This is a genomic window from Stutzerimonas sp. NM35, from assembly GCF_054604355.1.
In genome coordinates this window covers 4,419,257-4,445,091 of the sequence record NZ_CM137728.1, presented here as the reverse complement: position 1 = coordinate 4,445,091, position 25,835 = coordinate 4,419,257, and the positions used below count along the sequence as shown (strand labels likewise).

At 63.5% G+C, this 25,835-nt stretch carries 26 protein-coding genes; 14 read left to right on the top strand and 12 right to left on the bottom strand.

Annotation, left to right across the window (positions count from 1 at the left end; translation table 11 throughout):
• Window positions 1–13: 13 nt before the first annotated feature.
• The 4 genes from ACYCFC_RS20600 to ACYCFC_RS20585 all read left to right on the top strand — a co-directional run bounded on the left by ACYCFC_RS20600 (window position 14) and on the right by ACYCFC_RS20585 (window position 3,201).
• Window positions 14–547: an iron transporter gene (locus ACYCFC_RS20600; protein ID WP_181076756.1), complete on the top strand. Its 534-nt coding sequence runs from the start codon at window positions 14–16 to the stop codon at window positions 545–547.
• A 14-nt stretch (window positions 548–561) separates the two neighbouring features.
• Window positions 562–894 (top strand): cupredoxin domain-containing protein, encoded by a 333-nt coding sequence (locus ACYCFC_RS20595; RefSeq protein WP_181082066.1) that lies wholly within the window; start codon window positions 562–564, stop codon window positions 892–894.
• A gap of 76 nt (window positions 895–970) precedes the next feature.
• Complete coding sequence (locus tag ACYCFC_RS20590) at window positions 971–1,828, top strand: FTR1 family iron permease (RefSeq protein ID WP_459652750.1); 858 nt, start codon at window positions 971–973, stop codon at window positions 1,826–1,828.
• Entirely contained in the window at window positions 1,825–3,201 is a 1,377-nt protein-coding gene (locus ACYCFC_RS20585) for a 4Fe-4S binding protein (RefSeq protein WP_459652749.1), read from the top strand. The genes ACYCFC_RS20590 and ACYCFC_RS20585 overlap by 4 nt, the downstream gene beginning before the upstream one ends.
• A gap of 36 nt (window positions 3,202–3,237) precedes the next feature.
• Here the strand turns inward: ACYCFC_RS20585 and ACYCFC_RS20580 are convergent, their stop codons facing one another.
• Genes ACYCFC_RS20580 through ACYCFC_RS20570 form a run of 3 tightly spaced genes read right to left on the bottom strand, consistent with a single transcriptional unit; the run spans window position 3,238 to window position 6,133 of the window.
• Entirely contained in the window at window positions 3,238–3,933 is a 696-nt protein-coding gene (locus ACYCFC_RS20580; protein WP_459652748.1) for an anaerobic ribonucleoside-triphosphate reductase activating protein, read from the bottom strand.
• Window positions 3,930–4,097, bottom strand: a complete 168-nt coding sequence (gene nrdD / locus ACYCFC_RS20575; protein WP_181082070.1) for an anaerobic ribonucleoside-triphosphate reductase — start codon at window positions 4,095–4,097, stop codon at window positions 3,930–3,932. The genes ACYCFC_RS20580 and nrdD overlap by 4 nt, the downstream gene beginning before the upstream one ends.
• Window positions 4,098–4,126: 29 nt before the next feature.
• Window positions 4,127–6,133, bottom strand: a complete 2,007-nt coding sequence (locus tag ACYCFC_RS20570; protein ID WP_459652747.1) for a ribonucleoside triphosphate reductase — start codon at window positions 6,131–6,133, stop codon at window positions 4,127–4,129.
• Window positions 6,134–6,373: 240 nt separating this feature from the next.
• Here ACYCFC_RS20570 and ACYCFC_RS20565 point away from each other — a divergent pair, with 240 nt between their 5' ends.
• Both ACYCFC_RS20565 and ACYCFC_RS20560 read left to right on the top strand, forming a co-directional pair.
• On the top strand, window positions 6,374–7,051 hold the full coding sequence (locus tag ACYCFC_RS20565) for a Crp/Fnr family transcriptional regulator (RefSeq protein WP_181082072.1): 678 nt from the start codon (window positions 6,374–6,376) through the stop codon (window positions 7,049–7,051).
• Window positions 7,052–7,149: 98 nt separating this feature from the next.
• Window positions 7,150–7,548 (top strand): putative zinc-binding protein, encoded by a 399-nt coding sequence (locus tag ACYCFC_RS20560; protein ID WP_181082073.1) that lies wholly within the window; start codon window positions 7,150–7,152, stop codon window positions 7,546–7,548.
• Between the two features lie 147 nt (window positions 7,549–7,695).
• Here the strand turns inward: ACYCFC_RS20560 and ubiT are convergent, their stop codons facing one another.
• From ubiT to norR, 5 genes are all read right to left on the bottom strand, one after another.
• A complete protein-coding gene (gene ubiT, locus ACYCFC_RS20555) occupies window positions 7,696–8,190 on the bottom strand; it encodes a ubiquinone anaerobic biosynthesis accessory factor UbiT (RefSeq protein WP_459652746.1) in 495 nt (164 codons plus the stop codon).
• Window positions 8,184–9,074, bottom strand: a complete 891-nt coding sequence (locus tag ACYCFC_RS20550) for a U32 family peptidase (RefSeq protein ID WP_459652745.1) — start codon at window positions 9,072–9,074, stop codon at window positions 8,184–8,186. The genes ubiT and ACYCFC_RS20550 overlap by 7 nt, the downstream gene beginning before the upstream one ends.
• 14 nt (window positions 9,075–9,088) lie before the next feature.
• Entirely contained in the window at window positions 9,089–10,084 is a 996-nt protein-coding gene (gene ubiU, locus ACYCFC_RS20545) for a ubiquinone anaerobic biosynthesis protein UbiU (RefSeq protein WP_181082076.1), read from the bottom strand.
• Between the two features lie 390 nt (window positions 10,085–10,474).
• Window positions 10,475–10,684 (bottom strand): hypothetical protein, encoded by a 210-nt coding sequence (locus ACYCFC_RS20540; RefSeq protein WP_459652744.1) that lies wholly within the window; start codon window positions 10,682–10,684, stop codon window positions 10,475–10,477.
• A 91-nt stretch (window positions 10,685–10,775) separates the two neighbouring features.
• Window positions 10,776–12,302, bottom strand: a complete 1,527-nt coding sequence (gene norR / locus ACYCFC_RS20535) for a nitric oxide reductase transcriptional regulator NorR (RefSeq protein ID WP_459652743.1) — start codon at window positions 12,300–12,302, stop codon at window positions 10,776–10,778.
• 146 nt (window positions 12,303–12,448) lie between these two features.
• Here norR and ytfE point away from each other — a divergent pair, with 146 nt between their 5' ends.
• From ytfE to ACYCFC_RS20510, 5 genes are all read left to right on the top strand, one after another.
• Entirely contained in the window at window positions 12,449–13,120 is a 672-nt protein-coding gene (ytfE, locus tag ACYCFC_RS20530) for an iron-sulfur cluster repair protein YtfE (protein WP_459652742.1), read from the top strand.
• A gap of 46 nt (window positions 13,121–13,166) precedes the next feature.
• A complete protein-coding gene (locus tag ACYCFC_RS20525) occupies window positions 13,167–13,676 on the top strand; it encodes a DnrO protein (protein WP_459652741.1) in 510 nt (169 codons plus the stop codon).
• A 218-nt stretch (window positions 13,677–13,894) separates the two neighbouring features.
• Window positions 13,895–14,578, top strand: a complete 684-nt coding sequence (locus ACYCFC_RS20520) for a Crp/Fnr family transcriptional regulator (RefSeq protein WP_181082080.1) — start codon at window positions 13,895–13,897, stop codon at window positions 14,576–14,578.
• Between the two features lie 101 nt (window positions 14,579–14,679).
• Entirely contained in the window at window positions 14,680–14,874 is a 195-nt protein-coding gene (locus ACYCFC_RS20515) for a DnrP protein (RefSeq protein ID WP_181082081.1), read from the top strand.
• Between the two features lie 141 nt (window positions 14,875–15,015).
• Entirely contained in the window at window positions 15,016–15,876 is an 861-nt protein-coding gene (locus ACYCFC_RS20510; RefSeq protein ID WP_181082082.1) for a LysR family transcriptional regulator, read from the top strand.
• Between the two features lie 169 nt (window positions 15,877–16,045).
• On the opposite strand, the gene ACYCFC_RS20505 is transcribed toward ACYCFC_RS20510, so the two are convergent.
• The 4 genes from ACYCFC_RS20505 to ACYCFC_RS20490 all read right to left on the bottom strand — a co-directional run bounded on the left by ACYCFC_RS20505 (window position 16,046) and on the right by ACYCFC_RS20490 (window position 20,751).
• Window positions 16,046–17,185, bottom strand: coding sequence for an HPP family protein (locus ACYCFC_RS20505; RefSeq protein ID WP_459652740.1), 1,140 nt, complete (start codon window positions 17,183–17,185; stop codon window positions 16,046–16,048).
• A gap of 319 nt (window positions 17,186–17,504) precedes the next feature.
• Window positions 17,505–18,623 (bottom strand): methyl-accepting chemotaxis protein, encoded by a 1,119-nt coding sequence (locus ACYCFC_RS20500; protein WP_459652739.1) that lies wholly within the window; start codon window positions 18,621–18,623, stop codon window positions 17,505–17,507.
• Between the two features lie 82 nt (window positions 18,624–18,705).
• Window positions 18,706–19,449: an SDR family NAD(P)-dependent oxidoreductase gene (locus ACYCFC_RS20495; RefSeq protein WP_181082085.1), complete on the bottom strand. Its 744-nt coding sequence runs from the start codon at window positions 19,447–19,449 to the stop codon at window positions 18,706–18,708.
• Window positions 19,450–19,560: 111 nt separating this feature from the next.
• Window positions 19,561–20,751 (bottom strand): NnrS family protein, encoded by a 1,191-nt coding sequence (locus tag ACYCFC_RS20490; protein ID WP_459652738.1) that lies wholly within the window; start codon window positions 20,749–20,751, stop codon window positions 19,561–19,563.
• Between the two features lie 448 nt (window positions 20,752–21,199).
• On the opposite strand from ACYCFC_RS20490, the gene ACYCFC_RS20485 reads away from it, so the two are divergent.
• From ACYCFC_RS20485 to ACYCFC_RS20475, 3 genes are all read left to right on the top strand, one after another.
• Entirely contained in the window at window positions 21,200–22,828 is a 1,629-nt protein-coding gene (locus tag ACYCFC_RS20485; protein ID WP_459652737.1) for a methyl-accepting chemotaxis protein, read from the top strand.
• Between the two features lie 9 nt (window positions 22,829–22,837).
• Window positions 22,838–23,983: an EAL domain-containing protein gene (locus ACYCFC_RS20480; protein WP_459652736.1), complete on the top strand. Its 1,146-nt coding sequence runs from the start codon at window positions 22,838–22,840 to the stop codon at window positions 23,981–23,983.
• Window positions 23,984–24,063: 80 nt separating this feature from the next.
• The gene (locus tag ACYCFC_RS20475) at window positions 24,064–25,719 is read left to right on the top strand and encodes a HAMP domain-containing methyl-accepting chemotaxis protein (protein ID WP_459652735.1); all 1,656 of its coding nucleotides are present in this window, start codon (window positions 24,064–24,066) and stop codon (window positions 25,717–25,719) included.
• Window positions 25,720–25,835: the final 116 nt, after the last annotated feature.

Below are 25,835 nucleotides of genomic sequence, written 5' to 3'. Positions count from 1 at the left end.
TTACGGAGGCTACATGCGTATTCCCGTTACCCTCGCCATCGCATCGCTGATGCTGACGCCCCTCGCCCAGGCCAAGGAATATCCCATCGGTGAACCACAGCAATGCGGCGGCATGGAAGTCGGCGCAGTGTACCTGCAGCCGGTGGAGATGGAGCCGGCTGGCATGATGCGCGCCACAGCCGAATCCGACATCCATCTGGAAGCCGACATCGCCGCCACCGAAGACAACCGCAACGGCTGGCAGGAAGGCAGCTTCGTGCCCTACCTGAACATCAAATATTCGCTGAGCAAGAAAGGCTCGGACGAGAAGATCGAAGGCGACTTCCACCCGATGGTGGCCAACGACGGCCCGCATTACGGCGACAACGTCAAGCTGATGGGCCCCGGCAAGTACCAGCTGACCTTCACCATCCTGCCGCCGGGTGGCGATCACGCCATGTTCGGTCGTCATGTCGACAAGGAAACCGGCGTCGCGCCCTGGTTCGAACGCTGCGAGCTGAACTACGAGTTCACCTATGCCGGCATCGGCAAGAAAGGCGGCTATTGAGCCGGAGGCCAGCCATGCGACGCGCCCTGTTGCACCTGCTGCCCCTGTTCGTCGTCGGCTTTGCCGGCGGCGCCCAGGCTGGCCTGCCCACTTACGAGCTGACCATCCGCGACGGCCATTTCGAGCCGGCGACCCTGGAAGTGCCGGCCCGTCAGCGCTTCAAGATCATCATCAACAACGCCGGCAGCGGCCCCACCGAGTTCGAGAGCACGCCGCTGCGAGTGGAAAAGGTCCTCTCGGCCGGCGTCACCTCGTTCGTCGTGATTCACCCGCTGAAACCGGGCCGCTATCCCTTCTTCGACGAGTTCCACATGGATCTTCCCGAAGGGGAAATCATCGCCAAGTAGTCCCTGTGGCCTGCACGGCTGCGGCCTCGATAGCGAAACCGAGCCCGCCATCAGGCCACCCGACAGGAGAAGCGCCATGGGCCAATCCATGTTCATCGTCTGGCGCGAAAGCGTCGAGGCCCTGCTGGTCATCGGCATCCTGCATGCCTGGCTGAGCCAACAACCGGATAATCGCCATGCGTTGCGCATGCTCTGGGGTGGCGTGGCCGCCGGGCTTGGGCTGGCGACGCTGCTGGCCTGGGGCATTCTCAGCGCTGGCGACTGGCTGGCCGGCCCGGCGGGCGAATGGTTCCAGTGCGCCATGCTGCTGGTGGCCAGCCTGCTGATCCTGCAGATGGTCGGCTGGATGCACCACCACGGGCGCGACCTCAAGCGCAGCCTGATCGACAACGCCAGCGCGCACCTGAGCCAGGGCAGCGGCATCGGCCTGCTGGTGCTGGCGATGCTCGCCGTGGCCCGCGAGGGTAGCGAGACGGTGGTGTTTCTCTATGGCATCGGCCATCAGCAGCAAGGCACGGACCTGATCGGTTTCGTCATCGGCGGCGTGCTCGGCTTCGTCCTGGCGCTGCTCAGCTACGCCGCGCTGCAAGCCGGCAGCCGGCTGTTTTCCTGGAAGCGTTTCTTCAAGGTCAGCGAAGCCCTGTTGCTGCTGCTCGGCGCGGCCCTGCTCATGGCCGGGCTCGACCGCTTCAGCGGCCAGCTGATGGGCATGGACATTCCGGAAGTGTTCTACAGCCTCTTCGGCGATCCGCTCTGGGACACCTCCGCCCTGCTCGATGACGGCGGCACCCTGGGCAGCACCGTCGCGGGGCTCACCGGCTACCGCGCCATGCCATCGCTCGCCGCCGTGGTGCTGATGGGGCTGTACTGGCTGGCCGTCTGGGCCTGGTTGCGAGCGAAACCGGAGGCTCGTCTGGAGGCTCGCATCGCATGATCACCAACGCTCCCTGGCTGGCGCGCGTCGGTGATCTGCTGCGCCAGCATGCCAAGGCCATCCGGCTGGTCCAGTGGCTGGTGGTCGGCTTTTATCTGATCCTCCTGCTAGTGCCCGCTGTCCTCTCACTGCCGCCGTCCGAGGCGCGCATGCTCGACAACATCACGGTGTTCGCCCAGTTCCTGTTCTGGGGGCTATGGTGGCCCTTCGTGCTGCTGTCGATGGTGTTCTTCGGCCGCCTCTGGTGCGGCGTGCTCTGCCCGGAGGGTTCGCTCAGCGAATGGATCAGCTGGCGCGGGCTGAACAAGGGCACACCGCGCTGGATCCGCTGGAGCGGCTGGCCGACCATCGCCTTCATTCTGACCACCGTCTACGGCCAGCTGATCAGCGTGTACGACTATGGTCGGGCCGCGGCGCTGATTCTCGGCGGCTCGACCGTGGCCGCTATGCTGGTGGGCTTCCTCTACGGACGTGGCAAGCGCGTCTGGTGCCGGCACTTGTGCCCGGTGAGCGGCGTATTCAGCCTGCTCGCGCGCCTGGCGCCGGTCCACTACAAGGTGGACGAGAAGCGCTGGCAGGCCAATCAGGGGCCGCACCTGCCCACACCCAACTGCGCGCCGCTGATCGACATCCGCCGCATGCAGGGCAACAGTGACTGCCACGCCTGCGGTCGCTGCAGCGGCCAGCGTGGTGCCGTCGCGCTGAGCGCACGCTCGCCCAACCAGGAAATCCTCATCGTCGGCAACCCGCCACAACATGGCCACTGGGACAGTACCTTGCTGCTGTTCGGCATGATCGGCCTGGCGATGGGCGCCTTCCAGTGGACGGTCAGCCCCTGGTTCATCACGCTCAAGCAGACCGCCGCCGAATGGCTGGTGGATCGCGATATCTTCTGGCCGCTCGAAGCCAACGCGCCCTGGTGGCTGCTGACGCACTATCCGCAGGCCAACGATGCCTTCAGCTGGCTCGATGGCGCGGCGATCCTGAGCTACATCGGCGCCAGTTCGCTGGTGATCGGCGGCGCGCTCTGGTTGCTGCTGCGTGGCGCGGTACGCCTGATGAACCGGGGCGACAACCTGTTCCACCACCTGGCACTGACCTTGACGCCACTCGGCGGGGCCGGACTGTTTCTCGGCCTCTCGGCGACAACCATCAAGCTGCTGCGTTATGAAGGTTTCATCCTCGCCTGGGCGCAGCCAACCCGAGCCCTGATGCTGGCCGGCGCGGTCGCCTGGAGCCTCTACCTGGCCTGGCAGGTGATCAGCCGCCACGGCGCCAACGGCCTGCGCCGACTGACCGCCTTTGCCTGTGTGGGCCTGGGCAGCGCGGTAATCGGCTATGGCTGGTATCTGCAGTTCTGGGGCTGGAGCTGAGCTTTCATCGGTTCGCAGGGTCGAGCCATGCCCCGCTCAACCGCGCAATACGAATGCTGAAAACAGCTTGCCCATGCGTTCCCACAGACGCAGCTGATCATGGGGGGCGCGGCTGTCCGGCAGGCTCTCGTCGAGCATCCGGGCGGTGCGCACGCATTGCACGACGAAGCGCTCGACGCCTTGCCTGCGCAGGCGCTGGGCCATCTGCCAGAGCCGATCGGCATCGAACAGGTGCCAGTGCACGGTGGTGCGGCATTCATGGGCGACGCCGCTGTCGAGCAGATGCTGGAGGCTTTTCCAGTTGGCCTGGCCGCTTCCCTCCACACCGGTGATCAGCGTGCTGTGCTCCGGCAGGGCCTTGATGTCGAAACCCACCCAGTCCACCAGCGGCAATACCTGGCGAAACAGCCTGGGTTTGATCCCCGCGCTGTGCAGGCCGACCTTGAAGCCCATGGCGCGCACCTGGGCAATCGCCTCGGGCAAGGCCAGTTGCAGGGTCGGTTCACCGCCGCTGAAAACGACCGCTTCGAGCAGGCCGACGCGCTGTTCGAGGAAGTCGATAATTTCCTCCCAGGATCTTTCCTGCGCGCCGCAGGCCGGGATCAGCTGCGGATTGTGACAGTAACGACAGCGCCAGCCACAGCCCTGGCAGAACAGCACGCAAGCCAGATGATCGGGGAAATCCAGCGTGGTCAGGGGGACCAACCCCCCGACCCGTAACGTCGCGATCACGCAACCGCTGCCTGCGCGGCGGCTTCGGTGAAGTGCTGCCGCTCGCGGTGCTCGGACTGCTTGCCGGGATTGAACGCGGCGACCGGGCGGTGATAACCCATGACGCGGGTCCAGACCTCGCAGCGCTGGCGCTGGGCTTCGGGTAGTTGAATCGTTTGCTTCATGGTGCTCACTCCGTTGGGTTGGAAAGGGTTCAGGCGCAGCAACTCTGCTGTTTCTGCAGCAGTGCTTCGTCGCACTTGGGACAGAATTCGTGTTCGCCACTCAGGTAGCCGTGCACGGGGCAGATGGAAAAGGTCGGCGTGAGCGTCAGATAGGGCAGACGGAAACGCCCGAGCGCCTTGCGCACCAGGTTCTTGCAGGCCTGTGTCGAGGAAATCTGCTCGGCCATGTACAGGTGCAATACGGTGCCGCCGGTGTAGCGGGTCTGTAGCTCATCCTGCAGCGCCAGCGCCTCGAAGGGATCGTCGGTAAAACCCACCGGTAGCTGCGAGGAGTTGGTGTAGTACGGCGCCTCGTCGGTGCCGGCCTGGAGGATGCCCGCAAAGCGCTTGCGATCTTCCTTGGCGAACCGGTAGGTGGTGCCTTCCGCCGGCGTGGCTTCGAGGTTGTAGAGATGACCGGTTTCTTCCTGAAAGCGCACCAGCACCGCCCGCACATGGTCCAGCAGTTCAAGGGCCAGCGCCCTGCCCGCAGCCGTATGCAGGCCCTCGGCGTCCTCGCTGAAGTTGCGCACCATCTCGTGCAGACCGTTCACGCCAATGGTGGAGAAGTGATTGCGCAGCGTGCCCAGGTAGCGCTTGGTGTAGGGATAGAGCCCGGCATCCATGTGATGCTGGATGACCTTGCGCTTGACCTCGAGGCTTTCCTTGGCCATTTCCAGCAGTGCATCGAGGTGTTCGTACAAGCCGCGGCGATCGCCCTGATGCAGGTAGCCCAGGCGCGCGCAGTTGATGGTCACCACGCCGAGCGAGCCGGTCTGCTCGGCGGAGCCGAACAGACCGCCGCCACGCTTGAGCAGCTCGCGCACGTCCAGCTGCAGGCGGCAGCACATGGAACGCACCTGGTTGGGCTGCATGTCCGAGTTGAGGAAGTTCTGGAAGTACGGCAGGCCGTAGCGCGCCGTCATCTCGAACAGACGGTCGGCGTTTTCGCTGTCCCAGGGAAAGTCGTGGGTGATGTTGTAGGTCGGAATCGGGAAGGTGAACACCCGGCCGAGGCCATCGCCGGCCTGCATGACCTCTATATAGGCGCGGTTGATCAGTTCCATCTCCGCCTGCAGCTCGCCATAGGCGAAGGGCATCTCCTCACCGCCGATGTAGGGAATCTGCTCGCGCAGGTCCTCCGGGCAGACCCAGTCGAAGGTCAGGTTGGTGAAGGGCGTCTGCGTACCCCAGCGCGACGGCACGTTGAGGTTGTAGATGAACTCCTGGATGGCCTGGCGGATTTCGCCATAGCTCAGGTTGTCCTTGCGCACGAAAGGCGCCAGGTAGGTATCGAAGGAGCTGAACGCCTGGGCGCCGGCCCACTCGTTCTGCAGCGTACCGAGGAAATTGACCATCTGCCCCAGCGCGCTGGACAGATGCTTCGGCGGCCCCGCCTCGACCCGTCCGGGAATGCCGTTGAAGCCCTCGTTGAGCAGCGAACGCAGCGACCAGCCGGCGCAGTAGCCGGCCAGCATGTCGAGGTCGTGGATGTGCAGGTCCGCCTCGCGATGCGCGGTGCCGATCTCGGGGCTGTAGACCTCGTCCAGCCAGTAGTTGGCGGTGACCTTGCCGGACACGTTGAGAATCAGCCCGCCCAGCGAATAGCCCTGGTTGGCGTTGGCCCGCACGCGCCAGTCCTCGCGGGAGAGATACTCGTTCATCGAGGAGGCGACATCGACGATGGCCTTGCGGTCGCGCCGCAGGCGCCCATGGCGCTCGCGATAGACGATGTAGGCACGCGCGGTGGCGTAGTGGCCAGCCTCCATCAGCCCCCGTTCGACGGCGTCCTGCGCCTGCTCGATCTGCACCACCCGCTGCGGCAACCGCAGCACTACCCGGGCAGCCAGCGCCTGTGCCGTTTCGGCATCGAATTCACCGGTGGCATGTCCCGCCGCCTTGATCGCCTGCACGATCTTGCCCAGCTCGAAAGCCACCAGCCGTCCATCGCGCTTGCGCAGCGAGACCGGTTGATGCAGTTCGGCGACTTCGTTCATCAGACCCCTCCAAGGCACTACATATAGATTAATTAAACTAAAAAACCACAATATGCTGTGCACATTAGAAGAACATGCCTCGGTGCGAATTGACCATGGTCAATTCGCGCCAGGCATTTTCAAACCGGGAGTCCGGTCATTTCGGCAAGCAATCTTGTCAGCGGTCAAGGAGCAATGGGCGCCGGGCCTTTTAGGATGCAGCCTCGAACAATCCTGGACTCGCGCCGGGAGGGAGAAACCATGCTCACCGAAACATCTCTTGTTGCGGAGCTGCGCCGCCACCACCTGTTCAGCCGGCTTCCCGAGGCTGCGATGCAGGAAGTCTGCGCTTCGGCCAATCTCCGTCGCCTGCCCGCCAGCACTGTGCTGTTCCATCAGGGTGACAAGGCTGATCGGTTCTACTTTCTGTTCAGCGGACAGGTGAAACTGCATCGTGTGGTGTGCGACGGTCAGGAAAAACTGGTGGAAATCATCCGCAGCGGCGAGTCCTTCGCCGAAGCCCTGCTGTTCACCGGTACGCCCAACTACCCGGTCAGCGCCACGGCGCTCAAGGCCAGCCTGGTCGCCAGCCTGCACGGCTCGCACTACCGGCGCATGCTCGAAGAACATCCGAGCATCTGCCTGGACATCCTCGCCACCCTGAGCATTCGCCTGCACCAACGCCTCAACGAAATCGATACCCTGACGCTGGCCAACGCCAGTCACCGAGTGGTGCGCTTTCTATACCAGGCTCAGGAAGGCGAGAGCGGTGTGGTCACCCTCGACGTGCCCAAGCGCCTGATCGCTTCCAAACTCGGTATCCAGCCGGAGACCTTCTCACGCATCCTGCATCGGCTGATCGAATCAGGGATGATCAACGTCCAGCGTCGACGCATCGAGATCCTCGACAGCCAGGGTCTGGCCGCCTATCAGGAGTGAACGCGGCACATTGCCGCAGCGTTCTTGATAGCCGTCAAAGCAGGCAGGCGAGGTCAGCAACATACTGCCCTGGACTCGCACCCGAACAGGAGAACGCCATGACCAAGACTCCCCGCCTGCCTCTGGTGTATTCCTGCTCCGGCTGCTCCAACGTGGCGCAACTGGCCAACACCCTCGCGGTACGTCTCGACCGCGCCGGCATTGCGGAAATGTCCTGCATCGCCGGTGTCGGTGGCCGGGTCGGCTCGCTGGTCAACAAGGCCAACTCGGGACGCCCCATCCTCGCCATCGACGGTTGCCCGATGCATTGCGCACGCGCCTGCCTGGCGCAACATGACGTCATCGCCAACGTCCACATCACCCTCAGCAGCTACGGCCTGCGCAAGCGCTACCGCGAAGATTGCAGCGAGGAGGAAACCAACGCGCTGTTCGAGGACATGAAGAGCATCATCGCCAGCGACCGCATGCAGCCCACACATCGCCTGCATTCGGTCTGAGTGCCTGAATATTGATTCGCGGGCGTGGCCCGCTCCTACATGGGACGTGCACCTGCGTAGGAGCGGCCCATGGCCGCGAAAGGAACCGCGCAGACGGTCGCCTCAAAAAGCAGGTTCGTGCCAACACCTGAGGGGAACATAGCCGCGCTATACGGCTGCGGGCTGCGCTCGGCCTGCCTGCGCCACTTCCTCACCCGCCCCTTGCAGAATCTTCCACAGCCAGGGCGGCAGCATGTCCGGGTCGAGACTGTCGATCAGGTTCTTGATCGCCAGCCCCAGTTCGGTGTCGCCCTCGATCACCAGCCGGCGACGGAAGAACAGGGTGTCGGGGTCCTCCTGGCGGCTGGCGAGCAGCAGGAACTCGCGCCAGTTGCCACGGATGGTCACCTGCACCGGCGCCTGCTCGGCAATGCGCAGCTTCTGCCGGTCGCAGCTCAGGCACCAGCCCAGCCTGAGGTCGGCCACTTCCAGACGCATCCAGTTGCCTTCCAGCACCTCGAAGGCGCCATCGGCCAGCGGTTCGGCAAACACCTGATTCAGGCTGCGTTCGAGCGCGATGCGCTGCAACGTGAAGGGCGTGCGCGCCGCCAGCGGCAGCAGGTGCTCACCCAGCTTCAACAACTGTGCGCGTGGCTTCAGCATAGCCCGGCCTCCTCTGCGCGCAGCATGCCCGGCTGGCCGTGCCAGTAACCGTTGCAGCCTTCGACCGCGAGCGGCGGCAGGCCACCCTTGCGCACCGCATCGAATGCCGCGACCACTTCGCCCATGCCCGATGCGCGCGGGCTCAGGCGCAGCAGGTCGGCACCGCTGGCCACCAGCGCCGGGTAGTCGGCCAGCAGGTTGCTGACCGAAGCCGACATGGTCTGGATACCATTGATGGTGAACAATGCCTCGCCCTCCTGGCTGAGCAGCGGAATGCCTTCCGGGTAGTTCTGGCAGCAGAACTGGCAGTCGTCCTTGGGGCGGTTTTCCGCACGCGCGGTAAAGCAGCGCGCCGAATACGCCAGGGGCAGATGGCCGTAGGCGAATATCTCGATTTCCGGCGGCGTCACCTCGATGCTCGCCAACTGCTCGCGGGCGCTCCTGATCATCGCCCCGGACATCTCCACCGGCGGCACCCAGCGGTACATGCCGCTCTTCACCAGCTCGGCCAGCGCATGGCCGTTGTAGAGATTCAGTGCCGGGCCGCCGACGAAGGGCAGGCGCTTTTCCGACAGGTACTGCACCGCGCCCATGTCGTTGGCTTCGACCAGCAGCTCGCCGTTGTCGCACAGGCGCTTCAAGCCGGACAGCTCCGAGGCGGCTTCGATCAGGGTCAGCCCGGACAGCACGATCTGCGCCGACGATTCCTGGGTCAGCTCCCGGCCCAGCCCGATCCAGTCATCCAGACCCAGGTCGCGACGCTTGGAACAGACAGTCTCCCCCAGATAGATGACATCCAGCGGCAGGTTGGCCATGTCGGCATAGAAGTTCAGCGTCTGCTGACGATCCCAGTAGAACAGCACGGGGCCGAGACTGAGTTTCATGGTTGGCTCCTCGTTCATTGCCAGGCCCGGTGGTAAGCGCCCAGGGTGGTTTGCGAGCCTTCGGAGAGGCCGTCGAGCACCTCGCGCCAGCCCGGCTGCACGGCATAACGCTGCGGCGCCTGCAGGTAGGCATCCAGCGCGGCGCGCCAGACACGGGTGACCTGCTCGACATAGGCCGGGCTGCGCTGGCGCCCTTCGATCTTCATCGCCGTGACACCGATGGAGGCCAGTTCGGGAATCAGGTCCAGGGTATTGAGGCTGGTGGGCTCTTCCAGCGCATGGAAACGCTCGCCATTGACCATGAAACGGCCCTTGCACAGCGTCGGATAGCCAGCCGATTCGCCCTCGGCATAACGGTCGATCAGCACATTGTTCAGGCGCGAGGTCAGGCCTTCCGGCTCCTCGCTCCAGCGCACGGCCTTGGCCGGCGAGCAGACACCGCAGAGGTTCGGCGACTCGCCGGTGAGATAGGACGACAGATGGCAGCGGCCCTCGGCCATGATGCACAGGCTGCCGAAGGCGAACACCTCGATCGGCACCGGACTGCTCGCCGCAACCTGCTTGACCTGCTTGAGCGACAGCACCCTCGGCAACACGGCGCGCTTGATGTTGTAGCGCTGCTGATAGAAGGCCAGCGCCGCGGCATTGGTGGCCGAGCCCTGGACCGAAAGATGCAGGTTGAGCTGCGGGTGACGCTGGCTGGCGTAGCCCAGCACACCGGGGTCGGCGGCGATCAGCGCGTCCATGCCCATGTCCGCGGCCTGATCCACCGCGCGTTGCCAGCGCTTCCAGCCATCGGGCTGGGCGTAGGTATTGACGGCCACGTAGAGCTGCCGACCCTTCTCGCGGATCAGCTGCAGACCCTTGTCGAGCTGCTTGTCATCCATATTGAGCCCGGCGAAATGGCGGGCGTTGGTGTCGTCTCTGAAACCGACATAGATGGCATCGGCGCCCTGCTGGACGGCGGCCTTGAGCGCGGGCAGGCTTCCTGCCGGACAGACCAGGTGCATGGCAACTCCTAGACAATCGGATACATGCGCGTCACGCCACAGGCGACGGCGGCTTTCCGGGGCTGAAAGGAAACAGCCGGCAGTCTAGGTAGATGCCCTTCGGGCAACATTGACAAACATCAAGGAGGAGACCCGTGCAGGAAGCTGAAAGCCCGCCCACAGGCTGTGTGGTGCGCACGGGCCATCGTGGGAGGGGCCTTGGCCGCGAATGGGGCCGCGCGGATGATTCGGGCATCGCTTCGCGGACAAGTCCGCTCCCACAGGTCCGTGCGGTGCGCGCGGCTTTCGCTCATAGGCTGTCTGATCGTGCGTTCGTCGGGTCGGTGAAGCATGTCCCGACCTATGACCTGCTTCTCGTCCAGCCTCCAGCACTCTTATCGGCTCTTGTGCCTATACCCCCTCATCTCCCTGAAACTCTTCCGTCGCGCGGGCGACCATCTGCCGCCAACTGCCGGATTCCTCGGCCAGCAGGCGCATGGCTTTCAGGCTGGCCTCGAAGGCCGCCCGGTAATGCAGCGGCTGGTTCTCGCTGACCGCAAGGTCGGCGTGCGCCTGCGCCTGCGTCAGCAGCGCCTCGAATTCCTGTTGATCCAGAGCCATGAGCTGTCCTCTTCTTGTTATAGAGCTGAAGGATAGACCCTGGCGCAGTACCGACCATTCCCGACAAGCGACACACGGCGCGCAGCCGTCATCACTTCAACTTCAGCCGCCGCGCCAGCTTGTGCAGGTTGCTGGGGTCGACGTCCAGCAACCGTGCGGCCTGCGCCCAGTTTTCGCCGCTGGCCTCCAACGCCCGGATGATGGCCTGGCGCTGGCTGGCATCGACCGCTTCGCGCAGCGGGACAATCGCCATGTCATCGGGCAGCGGCGTCTCGACGGCCCGGGCCAGTGGCGTCAGGTGAGAGCTGTCCAGATCGAGCAGGTCAGGCTCCAGCGTGAGTATCTCGCTGCGCGAGGCACCACGGCTGAGCAGCCGCAGCGCGGCCCGGCTGATCACATGTTCCAGCTCGCGCACATTGCCCGGCCAGGCATAGGCCAGTAGCGCGCGTTCGGCAGCCGGTGACAGGCGCATGCTGCGCAAGCCCAGCCGTGCGCGGTTCAGTTCGAGAAAGTAGCCGGCGAGGATCAGCACGTCGTTGCCGCGCTCGCGCAGCGGCGGAATCGGTGCCGGATAGACCGACAGGCGATGATACAGGTCAGCGCGGAAATTCCCGTCGCGCACGCTTTCGCGCAGGTTGCGGTTGGTCGCGGCGATGATCCGCACATCCACCTGGCGCGGCTTGTCGGCGCCCAGTCGCTGGATTTCGCCATTCTGCAGGGTGCGCAACAGTTTCGCCTGCACCGTCAATGGCAGCTCGCCCACTTCATCAAGCACCAGGGTGCCGCCATTGGCCGCATCGAAACGCCCTGGACGATCCGTGGTGGCGCCGGAAAACGCGCCCTTCATATGGCCGAACAGCTCGCTTTCGGCCAGCGATTCGGGCAACGCCGCACAGTTGACCAGCACCAGCGGCTTGTTGCGTCGCCGTGAGTGACGGTGCAGCCAGCGCGCAAACAGCTCCTTGCCGACGCCGGTTTCACCCAGCAACAGTACCGGCAGCTCGGAGTCGGCCACCACTTCCAGCTCGCGCAGCAGCTCGGCAATCACCCGGCTCTGCCCCAGGATCTCGCCATCGGCAGGCATCCGGGTGGTTTCCAGCACATCGCTGCGCGCCAGCCGCAGGCCACGGTTTTCATGTTCCAGCCGGGTGATGCGGATCGCTGCTTCGATCACCAGCGTATAGCGTTGCAGATCGCGCCGGGCATCATCGTCGAAGGTTCCGGCATGCAAGGCATCGAGCGTCAGCGCGCCCCACAGCTTGCCCTCCACGTAGAGGCTGACGCCCATGCAGTCATGCACCGGCAGCGGCTCACCGACATGCTCGTCGAGCAGGCCGTCATAGGGATCGGGCAGCCGACTGTCGGGCTCGAACCAGGCCGGCTCACGCTGCGCGAGAATGGCGGCGAGGCGCGGATGCTGGGCGACGACGAAGCGCCGCCCCAGCGCCTCCTGCACCAGCCCGACAGCGGCCAGTGGCCGCAAGGTATCGTCATCGAGTCGCAGCAGCACCACAGCACCACAGCGAAAGCGCTCGTGCAGGGTATGCACCAGCCGTTGCAGGCGAACCGCGCTGGGCAACTCGGCGACAAGATCGGCAAGTAGCGCTTCTTCCATCATGGTTATCTATACCCTCAAGGTTTTTATAACCCTATATCGCTTCGGTATTTTCCACCATGCTTATTTTTATTTTCTTGTTTAACAACAAGTTGGCAATGGCATGCCGATTGCGATGATGAGGTAAAACTTCAACCCGGAAACGCCTCATGACCACTGCACTGACCGAGCAAACCCTGGGCAATCTGGCCTGTCTGATCCCTGGCGCTACCCGCGTATTTCGCCAGTACAAGCTGGATTTCTGCTGTGGCGGCAACACCAGCCTGCACGATGCCGCCCTGCAGCGTGATCTCGATGCCCAGGTGATCGCCGCCGAACTTGCCTTATTGAGCCGGACGTCCGACAACGAGCCGGACTGGCGCAACGAATCGGCAGGCACACTGATCGAACACATCCTCGAACGTTTCCATGAGCGTCACCGCGAACAGTTTCCCGAACTGATCCGCCTGGCCAGCCGCGTGGAACAGGTTCATGGCAACAAGCCCGGCTGCCCGCTCGGCCTCGCCGAGCACCTGTGGGACATGCAGCAGGAACTGGAAAGCCACATGCTCAAGGAAGAACAGATTCTCTTCCCGATGCTGCGACGCGGCATCGAAGTTCCGCAGACCCACGGCCCCATCGCGGTCATGCGCTACGAGCATGACCAGCATGGCGCCGCGCTGGCTCAACTGGCGACACTCACCAACGACATCACCCCGCCGGCCAATGCCTGCAATACCTGGCGCGCCCTGTATCGAGGGCTGGAAGAACTGCGCGACGACCTGATGCAGCACATCCATCTGGAGAACAACATCCTGTTTCTGAAGACCCCAGCACACTGAGACCCAGCGGGTCACACCGCTCGTGATTCGAAAAACCGGAGGCGATATGAAAGCAGTCATCCAACCTTTGGCCTGGGGCCTGGCGCTGGCTTCGATCCTGGCGCTGGCCAGCGGCGTCGCGCTGGATGTGGTCATCAGCACTGCGCACGCTACGCAAAGCCATCATGACCATGCCAGCCCAGCTGCCGCACCTGCGGCGACCGGCGAGCAATGGGCGACCGACGCGCCGTTGCGCGAAGGCATGACGCGCCTGCAACGCAGCGTCGAGGCGGCCCTGGCCGGTAATCCCGCGCAGCCCATTGGCGAAGCAGAAGCCATCCAGTTGCAAAAGGATGTCGAGACGCACGTCTCGTACCTGCTTGAGAACTGCCAATTACCCGAGCAGGCCGATGCCGCGCTTCACGTGCTGCTGATCGACCTGCTGAAGGGCGCCGAAGCACTGTCCGAGCCGGCGAAGCGCGAACAGGGTATCCAGCGCATCCTCGCCAGCCTGCATCAATACCCCGAGCTGTTCGCGGCGCCGCACTGGAGCGAGCCGGACAGCCACAGCCATTGAGCAATTTCTCAATCCGGTCCAGGCCAGATCGCTATCCAGCGCAACACTGGCCTGTATCAATAAGAAAGCCCGCATTGTTGGGCTAGTCTTCACTGAGTGCTGCCTTTCGGATTGCCCAAGACGATCCAAAGGCATACCGTTCGGGTACGAGCAATCTGCGCCTCACCGTTAATGAAGGTGTATGCGGGTTGCCAATTATTAGAAACAGGATGCCTTGCATGGTGCTTCATCGCGTACACAACCAGATCCTTCGCAGCCACCACCTCTTCGAGCCGCTCAATGACGAGCAGATGGATGAGTTGATGAGCTCCAGCCAACTGCTCAATCTGGACAAGGGCGACAACCTGTTCCACCAGGGCGAGCCGGCGCACTCCTTCTATTTCGTCATCTCCGGCGCCATCAAGATCTACCGGCTGACGCCTGACGGGCAGGAGAAAGTCTTCGAAGTCATCGGCAACCGCCAGACCTTTGCCGAAGCCATGATGCTGATGGACACACCCAACTATGTCGCCTCGGCGCAAGCCGTCTGCCCATCGCAGGTGTACCGCTTCTCCAACACCGCCTACATGCGCTTGCTGGAAGCCAACCAGCGACTGTCCTTCGCCCTGCTCGGCAAGCTGAGCGTGCGCCTGCACCAGCGCATCAACGAGATCGAAACACTGTCGCTGAAGAACGCCACCCACCGTGTGGTGCGCTACCTGATGACGCAACTGGCACGCACCCGCGATGGCAGCAACAGCTTCGAGTTGCCGATGGCCAAGCAGCTGATCGCCGGCCACCTGTCGATCCAGCCGGAAACCTTTTCGCGCATCATCCGCCGTCTGATCGATGAAGCCGTCATCACCCAGGACGGTCGCCAGATCACCATTCTCGATCCCCAGCGCCTCGAACTGTTCGAGTGACAGCCCGGCAGTCAGCCGGCGTTGCAACTGCGGTTGATTGCCGTCAACCGTGATTGCACGGTCGGCATGGCAAGCTCGCATTGATCGATGAGGACACCGCCATGCCCAAGTGCCTGTACTGCCAGCAAGACAACCCGCCCAGGGATACCGAATGCGGCACCTGCGGCATGCCCCTGCCCGAACATGCCGACAGCGCACCGGAACGCCGCCAGCGACGCTTCCTGTGGTTCTGCATCGGCCTGACGGTATTCTGCGGCGCGATGATCCTCTGGCTGCCGCGCGGCAGCATTGGCTAACAGCCGTCACGCCTTCCTAGCCACCGCTGGCGCACGGCTGCTCAGGCCTGAGACGAGATTATTTCGCTTAAACATTTTTCATGGCTTTATGAATAGTCATTTAAACTACTTTCATATCAATTTAATCAATACGAGCCGCTCATGGATATCGATCTCGCCCGCACCTTTCTCGAGATCATTCGCAGCGGCAGCTTCATCGCCACCGCCGAGCGCTTGCATATCACCCAGACAGCGGTCACCGCGCGCGTGCGCAGCCTGGAGCTGCAGCTCGGCTGCCGCCTGTTCACACGCAACCGTGCCGGCGCACGACTGACCAGCGATGGCGAGCGTTTCGTCGCCTATGCCACGCAACTGGTACAGACCTGGGAAACCGCAAAGCGCGACCTGCCGCTGCCACGCGGTTACGACAAGCTGCTGTCGCTCGGCGCCGAAGTAAGTCTGAGCAACCCCCTGATGCTTGCCTGGGTGCAGCGGCTGCGCCAGGCGCTGCCCGATCATGCCCTGCGCAGCGATGTGGCCAGTGATAACGAACTGCAGAAGAAACTCGAACTCGGCGCCCTGGACGCCGCGCTGGTCCATCAGCCAGCCTACTGGCCAGGCCTGCAGGTCGAGCAGGTGCTGGAAGAAAAGCTGATTCAGGTCGTGCAGTCGGTCAATCCCGAGCCTTACATCTATGTGGACTGGGGACCGGCCTTTCGTGAGCGGCATGACCTCGCCCTGCCGGGCAACATGCGCTCCGCACTGTCCTTCAGCCTGGGTCCGCTGGCGCTGCAATATCTGCTGCAATGCGGAGGGCGCGGCTACTTCCGTACCCGCGTGGTGCAGCGCTATCTGGATGAAGGCATTCTCAAGCGGGTCGAGCAGGCGCCGGAATTCAGCTACCCGATCTATCTGGTGTATGCGCGTGCGGCGCAATCGCCGGCCCTGTTCAGAGCCATCGAACTGCTGCGCGAAGTGGCCGAGGACGATTACGACTGGTCACGCTGGAACTACGAAATCTGAAACCCTCCGACAGATCACTGCAAAGGCTCTGTTGAGGATGGATGCGGCCCTGCAGGAGCGGGCCATGCCCGCGAACAGATCCCACGCCTCGCTGCGGAACCCTTCACGGGCACGGCCCGTTCCTACGGACTTTCAGGGTACATGGCCCTTGTGCCCCTGCAGCCGTCGATCAATCGGGCAGGTGCTTGAGCCAGTTCCGATAGAGCGCCGCGATCAGATCGGTCTGGGTGATCATGCCCACCAGTCGTTGCCGTTCATCCACCACCGGCAGGCAGTGCAGCCCCCGGTCGGAGAGCAGGAACACCAGATCGACCATGTGTGCATTTTCACGCACCGATACCACCGGGCTGCTCATGATCGCGCGCAGATGGACGCCGCGCAGAAACTTCAACTGACCGAACTTCAGCCGCGCCGACGCCGGCCTGAAATGCTTGAGCAGATCGACCAGAGTCACGATCCCGACCAGCGTGTGGCTGTCGCCCTCAAGCACCGGCAGGGCATGCAGGCGGTGCTCGCGCAGCGTCTGCCAGGCACGCTGGATGGTGCAGCCCGGCGTGCCCCAGTACAGGTCGCGGGACATGATGTCGGCGGCGGTGATCTCGCCCATGCTGCGCCGCAGCGCATGTTTCTCGGTCTGCTTGATCAGCTGCGCAAGGTCATCGCGGGTGATATCCACATACTCGCCGAAATCCTCCAGCGCCCGCTCGACATCATCCTCGCTGAAGCTCATGCGCTCGCTGGGCAGCGCATCCCGGGTGTGATGGGAATTGCCCTTCTGTGGCCTGGCCTTGGGATAGGGATGCCCGGTCAGGTTGTTGTAGATCAGCGCCACCGCAACCAGCAGAAACGAGTTGAACGCCACCGGATAGAGCAATGCATAGCCGGACGCCGCGATCTGCGGGCCGCCTACCACCGCCACCAGCGCCAACGCAGCCCCTGGCGGATGCAGGCAGCGCAGACCGAACAGACTGGCGATCACGAGCCCCGCGGCGATGCCGGCTGCGGCAACCACTGGCATGCCGCTGGCACCCAGCGCCACACCGATCAGCGTCGCGATCAGGTTGCCGGCGATAACCGCCCACGGCTGGGCAAAGGGACTCGACGGGGCAACGAACAGCAGTACAGCGGTCGCTGCCGCAGGCGCCGCCAGCGGCAGCATGGTGGCTGCGCCGAAAACCCAGGCGCTGAGCGACATCACCAATGCCAGCGCCACGCCGACACCCGCCGAGGCACGCAGCCATTCGGTTGGCCGGGCGATCTGGGGTTCGGGCACAAAGGATCGACACCAGTCGAAGAGGCGTTCTTGCATGAATTCAACTATGGGATTTGAACGGTAGAGGGCGTAGCTCGCGAAAAAATGTCCTTCCCTGGACCGCGTACTAGCAACGCTTCAAGACCTGACTGGCGCGAGGAGCAGACACGCCAGCCGAGGGATGCGTCGATTATCGGCATGCCTAACAATGAGCGCAAATGAATAGTCTTGCTTATTTATAGCAATATTTTTGTTGCAAACAGGGCAATTCCTGTTTTGCTCAGTGCACAGGGAGCCCGGGGCGAACGTATCGCCAAGCATGGCCGAATGATCCCGGCCCTACGAGTGGGACCGTGGCGGTTCGCCAAGTCACGTTTCAGGTGAATGCAGGCTCCGCCTGGGCGCTCGCCTCATGCTCGCGCACCACGGTGGCCACGATACGCATCACCTCCAGGTTGGCCTCCTCCATCCGACCGAGGCAGGCGAGGGTCTCGTCCAGCGCCTGGCGGCTGCAGGCCTGGATCGCCTGCTGTCCCTGAGCATGCACGGCAATGTGCGGGCGCTCGATCTGCCGGAAATGATCCTGCTTATGCATGCTGCGATTCGCCTCGCCGTAATACCAGCGACCGAAACGGCATTCGTGTTCGTCCGGCAGGGTCGGCGCGCTCTGCCGGGTGGAGTCCAGAACGTAGTTGTACACCACGAACTTGAGCGAAAGCTCGTCCAGGTTCGCCAGTTCGATACCGGCGCGAAACGACGAACTCTCGATGCCCTGACGCATGCTGCCAGCCAGCTGGTAGAGCCTCTCCATGGCATCGACCGCCATTTCCGTCGTGCGGCTGAAGCCCTTCGCCATGCCGCTTTGCGACTGGATATAGTCATGGACGTTGGCGGTTTCCGCCTGGATCTCGCCGATCTTGCGCACGATGTCGCCAGTGGCTAATGCCGTCTTTTCGGCCAGACTGCGGATTTCACCAGCCACCACCGCAAAACCACGCCCGGCCTCCCCAGCCCGCGCCGCCTCGATGGCCGCGTTCAGGGCCAGCAGGTTGGTCTGGCTGGCGATACCGCTGATGAGATCGACGATGCCATTGATCTCTTGCGAACGCCCGGCAAGGGTGTCGACCTTTGCCGAAGCCTGGTTGAGCCCGTCTTCCATCTCGGCGGCCCTGCCCTGCAACTCGCCGAAGTGCTTCTGATTGCTCAAGGCCGCGTCAGCGACCTGCTCCGCTCGCGCATGGTTCTCGCCAAGCTGCCCGGTGAGGTATTCGAACGAGTCCCCCAGGTGAGCGACGGAGGTGCTGAAGCGAATCAGATTGCCGGCAACGCCACGATAATAGTCGAGTTGCTGCTGGCTATCCCGGCTGCTCGTCCTGGCTGTTGCCAGTTGCTCCTGCAACACGGCGATACGGGCAGCCTGTTCGTCACAGGTCGCCTGCAGGGCGTCGCGTTCCTGCTGTAACTGCCTTGCGGTCTTCTTCCACTTGAACAGCATGCTCGCTCCTGGTTGGAGGGGGGATTAGTCAGCGGCTGGTTTCAACGCTGCCTGGTCGAGGGCAGTGATTGCAAACGCCCTTTCAGCTTAGGGTGTAGCCGTTATCCACCACCCAGTCCTGACCATAGACGCCACGCGCGCCCTGGGATAGCTGGAACACAATCACATTGGCCACCGCAGCCGATTCCAGAAAATGCCCCGGCAGCAGGCGCTTGCCCACGCCTTCGGCGACCTGCTCGAACTGCTCATCGCTCAACCCCAGGGTGCCCCAGATCGCCGTCGCGGTCGGGCCCGGCGAGACAATATTGATGCGCACATCCATCGGCGCGAACTCCACCGCCAGCGTGCGCGCCTGTGCAAGCAGCGCAGCCTTGCTGGCGATATAGGCGGCCAGCCCCGGGAAGGTGCTGCGTATCAGAAAGGTGCCGATGAATACCACCGAGGCCGGTTTCGCCAGCTCATTGCGCAACGCACCGAGGGTATTGAGTGCGCCCGCGCCGTTGACGGCCCACTGGCGGTCGAAAGCGCTCATGTCGAGGCTGTCACCCAGCTCGGCGATACCGGCATTCGGTACCAGATAGTCCACCGGACCAAGCTCGGCTGCGCGCCGGGCCAGTGCGTGCAGGTCATCCTTCGAGGTGACATCACCCGCCAGCCAGTGCAGCTGTTCGGCATAGGTTTCCAGCAACGGGCCCAGCCCGCCCAGGCTGCGCGACATCGCCAGCACGCGGGCGCCGCGCTGGAGCAACGCCGCACACAACGCCAGGCCGATGCCGGAACTGGCACCAGTGATCACCGCGAGGCGATCCTTGAATTCGTTTTTCATACTTCGTCTCCGATGCCGGCATTTTGCCGAGCCGCAGGCTGCCCTCCCGCGCTGGAAGGGCAGCAGTTTTTTCCGATAACGGCCATAGGCCAGGAATGATTTGCCTGATGATCAGCCCGGATGGCCATCGACGCGCGCCGACACCAGCATCGGTGCATAGCGCCAGACGTAGAGCGCCAGTGCCACGGCCCAGCATGCCGCTGCCAGCCAGAGCGAAGCCAGCGGCCAGAGGGTCGAGAAGAACACCCGCGACAATGCGCCCAGGTTGAACAGTACGAAGGCCCAGACGATACCGGGTGGCAGCTCCAGGGGCCGCCCGGTATGGCCAAGCGTGACACGTGCGATCATCGCCAGGATCAGCCCGCTCATGGCGCCTACACTCAGGGCATGCAGCGAGGGGCTGGGATTGCTCAGCAAAGCGAAGTTCCACAGCGCCAGCCCCACTGTCGCGACCACCAGCCACAACATCGCCAGATGCAGGGACCACAGCAACGGTACGCCCCAGATCCCCTTGTCATACCAGCGCAGCAGACGCAGCAGATGCCCGGCGCCGATAGCCAGGAACAGCAGGCCGGTCGCCGCGTTCTGTTGCAGGGCGATTCCACTCGCATACAGCACGGCGATCAGCGCGCTGCCCACCAACAAGCCGACATCCAGCCAGACCCTGGGCTTCACACCTTCGACACGACCCAGGCCACGCTGGGTGAAGAACGGAATGACGCGTCCGCCGATCAGCGTCATCAGCGCCGCGACCAGCCAGAGCGCAGCCAATACCCCCTGCCGCTGCAGGCCATCGTTGCCCAGCGCAATGCCGGAAAGCACCAGCACCTCGGCGCCGATCATCAGGCTCAGTACGGCCACGATGGGATAGTTGCGCTTCTGTCTGACCACCCAGAGCATGCGCGCCATCAACACCAGCACACCGAGCAGGAACAGCAGGTTGAGCGGAATCAGCAGAACCAGAGGCAAGCCCAACAGCCAGCTCAGGCGGGCAGCCAGCCAGACACCGGCAAGGACCGCCAGCCGGTTGCCGGAAACCCCTGGCTGGCCGGTCCAGGTCTGCCCGGCCGTGAGCAGAAAGCCTGCGACGATGGCCATGGCAAAACCGAACAGCATCTCGTGCCGGTGCCAGGCCAGCCAGCCGCTCGTAGGCTGAAAGCCCGGCCACAGGCCAGTCCAGGCAGCAATCCAGAGCGGAATGGCGAGCATCGCGAAAATGCTTCCGGCGAGAAAGAACGGGCGAAACGCGAGTCGCCACACAGGCGGAATACTCAAGGCTTTTCGCCGATCGAGAACTTGCACAAGGCCTCCTGAACACTTCTTCTGCATCGGGCAGCGAACACTGCGCCGCACCTGATAATGAAAGCTGCCACGATTACGACAGCCAGGTTTACTTTCTACAGCTTAGGGGGCTTCGACAGACTTGATTGCAATCAGATTTTTCAAGAGAGGGCGCGCCAACGACGAGCGGCCATGAAGCGCTCACCCTGGAGCCCTTGACCTGAACAAGAATACCGGAAGTCCATTCAGCCCCCCTTTTCCTCCCACGCGCCCGTGTGCGCCAAACCTTTTGCCAGGCAGGCAAATACCTTTGCCGCAAGGGAATTTCGCCACCTCTACCGACCCTTGGCATCACCGCTTACAGGCGCTGATGTCAAGATAATGTCAAGTAACCCTGATGGCGCCATGAACCGAACAGCGCCCACCACGCACAGCGGATACTTCCATTCATCGGACAGGTGCAGTACCCATGCGAATCAGAAACCAACTGGTGGGGGGCTTCGGTCTGCTGCTGGCGCTTATGGTCGGCGTTGCGGTAGTGGCCGACCGGGAAGTCAGACTCATCAATGCGACCATGAGCGAAATCACCGACATCAACGCGGTCAAGCAACGTCAGGCGATCAACTTTCGCGGCAGCGTTCACGACCGCGCCATCGCCTTCCGCGATCTGGTGTTGCTCGATGACGAAGACCAACTGCAACGCACCCTGACGCAGATCCAGCAACTGACCGCCATGTATGACGAAGCGGCCCGGGAGCTGGACGGCATTTTCACCGCTTCGAGCGGCCACCCGGAAGAACGGGCCTTGCTGGAAGCGATCAAGGCGGTCGAGCAAAAGACTCTGCCCATGCTGGCCAACATTCAGGCCGGTTACGACGCGGGCAGTCTGTCGACGGCTTCGCTGGTACTGACCCGCGACGCCAGCCCTGCCTTCAGCGAATGGCTGGCGGCCATCAATCGCTTCATCGACTGGCAGGAACGCAAGAGTCAGCTTGAAACCCGCAAGGTCCGCAGCGTCGCTGACAGCTTCACCGTGCTGATGGTGGCCTTCTGTCTCATCGGCCTGTTGATCGGCATCACGGTCGCCTATCTGATCACCCGTTACCTGCTACGCAGCCTCGGCGGCGAACCGGCTGAAGTGGCCGAAGTGGTGCATCTGATCGCCGACGGCAACCTGCACGTGAAGATGCACACCGATTACGACGAAAGCATTTCGGCAGCGGTCATCGACATGCAGACCAAGCTGCGCGAGATGGTCATGCAGATCGCCACGGCCAGCGCGGACATCAACTCTCAGATCGATCATCTGGGCGTTTCCTCCCGCCAGGTACTGGTGTCTGCACAGGATCAGGCCGCGCTCGCCAGCGCCTCTGCGCAAAGCCTTGAGCGGATGAGCCAGAGCATCGAAGAAGTGTCGCTGATCACCCGCCACACCGAAGAGAATTCCGAAAAGGCCACGCAGTTGGCGGCCAGTGGCGTCGAGCTGGTCCAGGCAGTGGCCAGCGAAATGGACCTGGTAGCCCGCACGGTGGCGGACTCTTCCGAACGTGTCGGCGCGCTGCAGCGCCGTTCCGAAGAAATCTCCGGAATTGCCGGCGCCATCCGCTCGATCGCCGACCAGACCAACCTGCTGGCACTCAACGCCGCCATCGAGGCCGCACGCGCCGGCGACAGTGGCCGCGGTTTCGCCGTGGTGGCCGACGAGGTGCGCCAGCTGGCTCAGCGCACCACCAGCGCGACCGAGGAAATCGCCGAGATGATCGTGCAGATCCAGAACGAGACGCGCGATGCCGTAGCCGCCATGCAAACGACCGGCCCGCAGGTATCGCACGGGCTGGAGCTGGCCAACCAGGCCGCCGAGCGCCTGGAAGACATCCGCAACCAGTCAAACGACTCGCTGAGCAACGTGCGCGACATCGTCCGGGTAACCGAGCAGCAGGTGGCGGCCATTACCGAAATCACCAGCCACGTCGAGCGCATTTCCAGAATGTCCCACGAAACCTCGGCAGCTACTCAAGGGAACGCCAGGGCCACTGAAACGCTGGATCGCACGACCAAGGGGCTGGAAGCGGAAATTCATCGCTTCCAGATCGACTGAGACCTGAGCATGCCGGATCACTGCCTGCTCTTTCACCTGCATGGCCTGCAGGCGCTGCGCGAAACCATGGGTGTAGCCGCCACCGAAGCGGCCACCGCGAAGCTGGACAGCGCCCTGCCGGCCATGCTCGACGCCTTGCTGCAGCATCATCGCATCGAGGCGCTGCCGCAAATCCCCGGCCTGGCGCCAGGCCAGTGGGCGCGCCCCTTTCGCTGCGCTGCGGGTGCCGGCTTGCTGAGCGATGATGATTTCGCACGGAGCATTCTGGCGGCGGCCAATGTCCAGGGCGCCGTATTGATGCGGAATATTTTCGGCACGGCCACGGCGCGCCTCGCCGGTCTCGAAGGCAGCCTGCTGCACGGCGCCGACGCCACGGCACTGCGCGCAGGCGAAGCATGCGACGCCCACGGACCGGAGCGTGAAGCCGTCTGCGCCGCCGACGAACGCTGCCTGCACGAACTGCTCGACGGCAGCGGCCCGCGCATCTTCCTGCAGCCCCTGGTGCGTCTGCGTGATCGCCGTCTGCTGGGCTTCGAGGCACTGGCGCGCGGCCCGGCGGGCTCCGGACTGGAACGCGCCGACCGACTGTTCGATACCGCCTACCGTTGCGGCCTCGGTCACGAACTCGAAAAGGCCTGTATCCGGGCCGCACTCGCCTGGCGCAAGCATATCGCCGCGGATCTGCTGCTCAGCATCAATGTCAGCGAACCGGTGCTGGCCGCGTCCGATGTGCAGACCCTGCTGGCACGTCCCGGCGTGCTCGTGGAACTGACTGAACACTTGCCGCTGGGCCAGGCGGCAAAACTGCTCCCGACCAGGGACCGGCTGCATGCCAAAGGCGCACAGGTGGCCCTGGACGATACCGGCTGCGGTTTCGCCGATCTGCAGGCCGCCCGCGAACTGCAGCCCGACTTCGTCAAGCTCTGCATCACCATCGTCAACAGCCTCGGCGAAAGCCCCGCGCTGCTCGCCGAACTGCGGGAGACGCTGGCGACCCTGCACGACCTGGGCTGCCGAATAATTGCCGAGGGCGTGGAACGGGAAGATACGACGAGGCTGCTGGCCGAACTGGGCATCGAGTATGTACAGGGCTGGCACTTCGGGCGCCCCGCCCCAGCCGCCGAGGCGCTTGAACGGTGGTCGGGCCTGGCATAGCCCGGCCCTATCGGAAGACGCTCCGGCTACCTGAGGAGCGGCAAGAACAATTATGAAAGCCAAAGGGTTGTAGTGCTCGAATGAACCTGCTCACACGCTTCACCATCAAGATCCGCCTGATCGTCCTCGTCGTCTTCGCCGCTTTGCTGCTGATCGCCACCGGCCTGCTGGGATTGACCGGCATGGGCAACTCGAACGACTCGCTCCGCCACATGTTCAGCCACAAGCTGGAGCCCACCGGCCAGATTGGCCAGATTCTGGAGATGATCCATGGCAACCGGGCGCAATTGCTGCTGGCCTTGCAGCATGACCCTTCCGGCCACTTCGAGAGTCTGCATGACCACCCGCTCGACATGCACTTCGAGATGATCGAGCGTAATATCGCGGCCATCAACGAACGCTGGCAGCACTTCATCACTAGCGACCTGAGCGCCGAGGAACGCAGGCTGGCCGAGGATTTCGCGGCCAAACGCCAGGTGTTTCTCGACGAAGGCCTCAGACCCGTCATCGCCGACATGAAGGCAGGCCGCTACACCATGGCCAACATCACCCTGCTGAAAGTCGCCAACCCCACCTTCGATGCAGTCTCCGCAGCCGGTGCGCGTCTGCTGCAACAGCAATTGCAGGATGCGCAGACGGAATACGAAGGCAGCCTGGTCGAGTACCAGACCACGCGCAATCTCGTCGTTGCCCTGATTCTGCTTGCCATCGCCCTTGCCGGTCTGTTGGCCTGCGCCACCATTGGCGGTATCGTCCGTGCCGTGGCAAGGATCAATGCCGCCAGCGCCAAGATGGCCGAAGGCGACCTCACCGCCCGTATCGACTACGACGGCAAGGATGAACTTGCTCGTGTCGCGACCGCCTTCAACCACATGGGCGAACGCTTTCAGGGCATGGTGCGCCAACTGGCCGACGCCACCGGCCAGTTGGCAGCCGCCGCCGAGGAAACCTCGACCATCAGTCGCCAGACCAGCGGCAACCTCCATCAGCAGCAACTGGAGACCGATCAGGTCGCGACCGCCATCAACGAGATGAGCGCCACGGTGCACGAGGTAGCGAGCAATACCTCCGGCGCGGCGCACAGGGCACACGAAGCGAGCCAGGAAGCGGACACCGGGCGCAACGTGGTGACCGGCACCATAGAGGTCATCGAGTCGCTGGCCGGGCAGATCGAGGGCGCCGCCAACATCATTCATCAGCTGGAGGAACACAGCGAACGCATCGGCTCGGTGCTGAGCGTGATTCGCGGCTTCGCCGAGCAGACCAACCTGCTGGCGCTCAACGCCGCCATCGAGGCCGCACGCGCCGGCGAACACGGTCGGGGGTTCGCCGTGGTTGCCGATGAGGTGCGCAAACTGGCGTCACACACCCATGACTCGGCGGTGGAGATTCGCGCAGTCATCGAACAATTGCAGAAAGCCGCCGACGAAGCGGTGGCGGCGATGGAGTCGAGCCGCGACATGGCCAGCTCCGGGGTCGAGCAGGTCACCCGAGCCGGCGCCGCGCTGGACAACATCACCCATGCGGTCACGGCCATCAGCGATCTCAACGCGCAGATCGCCACAGCCGTCGAGGAGCAGAGCGCGGTGACAGAAGAAATCAACCGCAACATCACCAACATCAGCCAGATGTCTGAACAGACCACCGAGGGCGCGCAGCAAACGGCTGGCGCCAGCGAAGAACTGGCGCGCCTGGCAGAACGCCTGCAGGGACTGGTAGGGCAGTTTCGTATCTGACTCCTCTGCTGCGCAGTCACATCCGGTCTGCGGCCAACCGAAAACGATACCGATAACGAACAGGCCCCAGCGCTTATCCATGGACGCTGGGGCCGTAACATATTCAACCTCAGGTG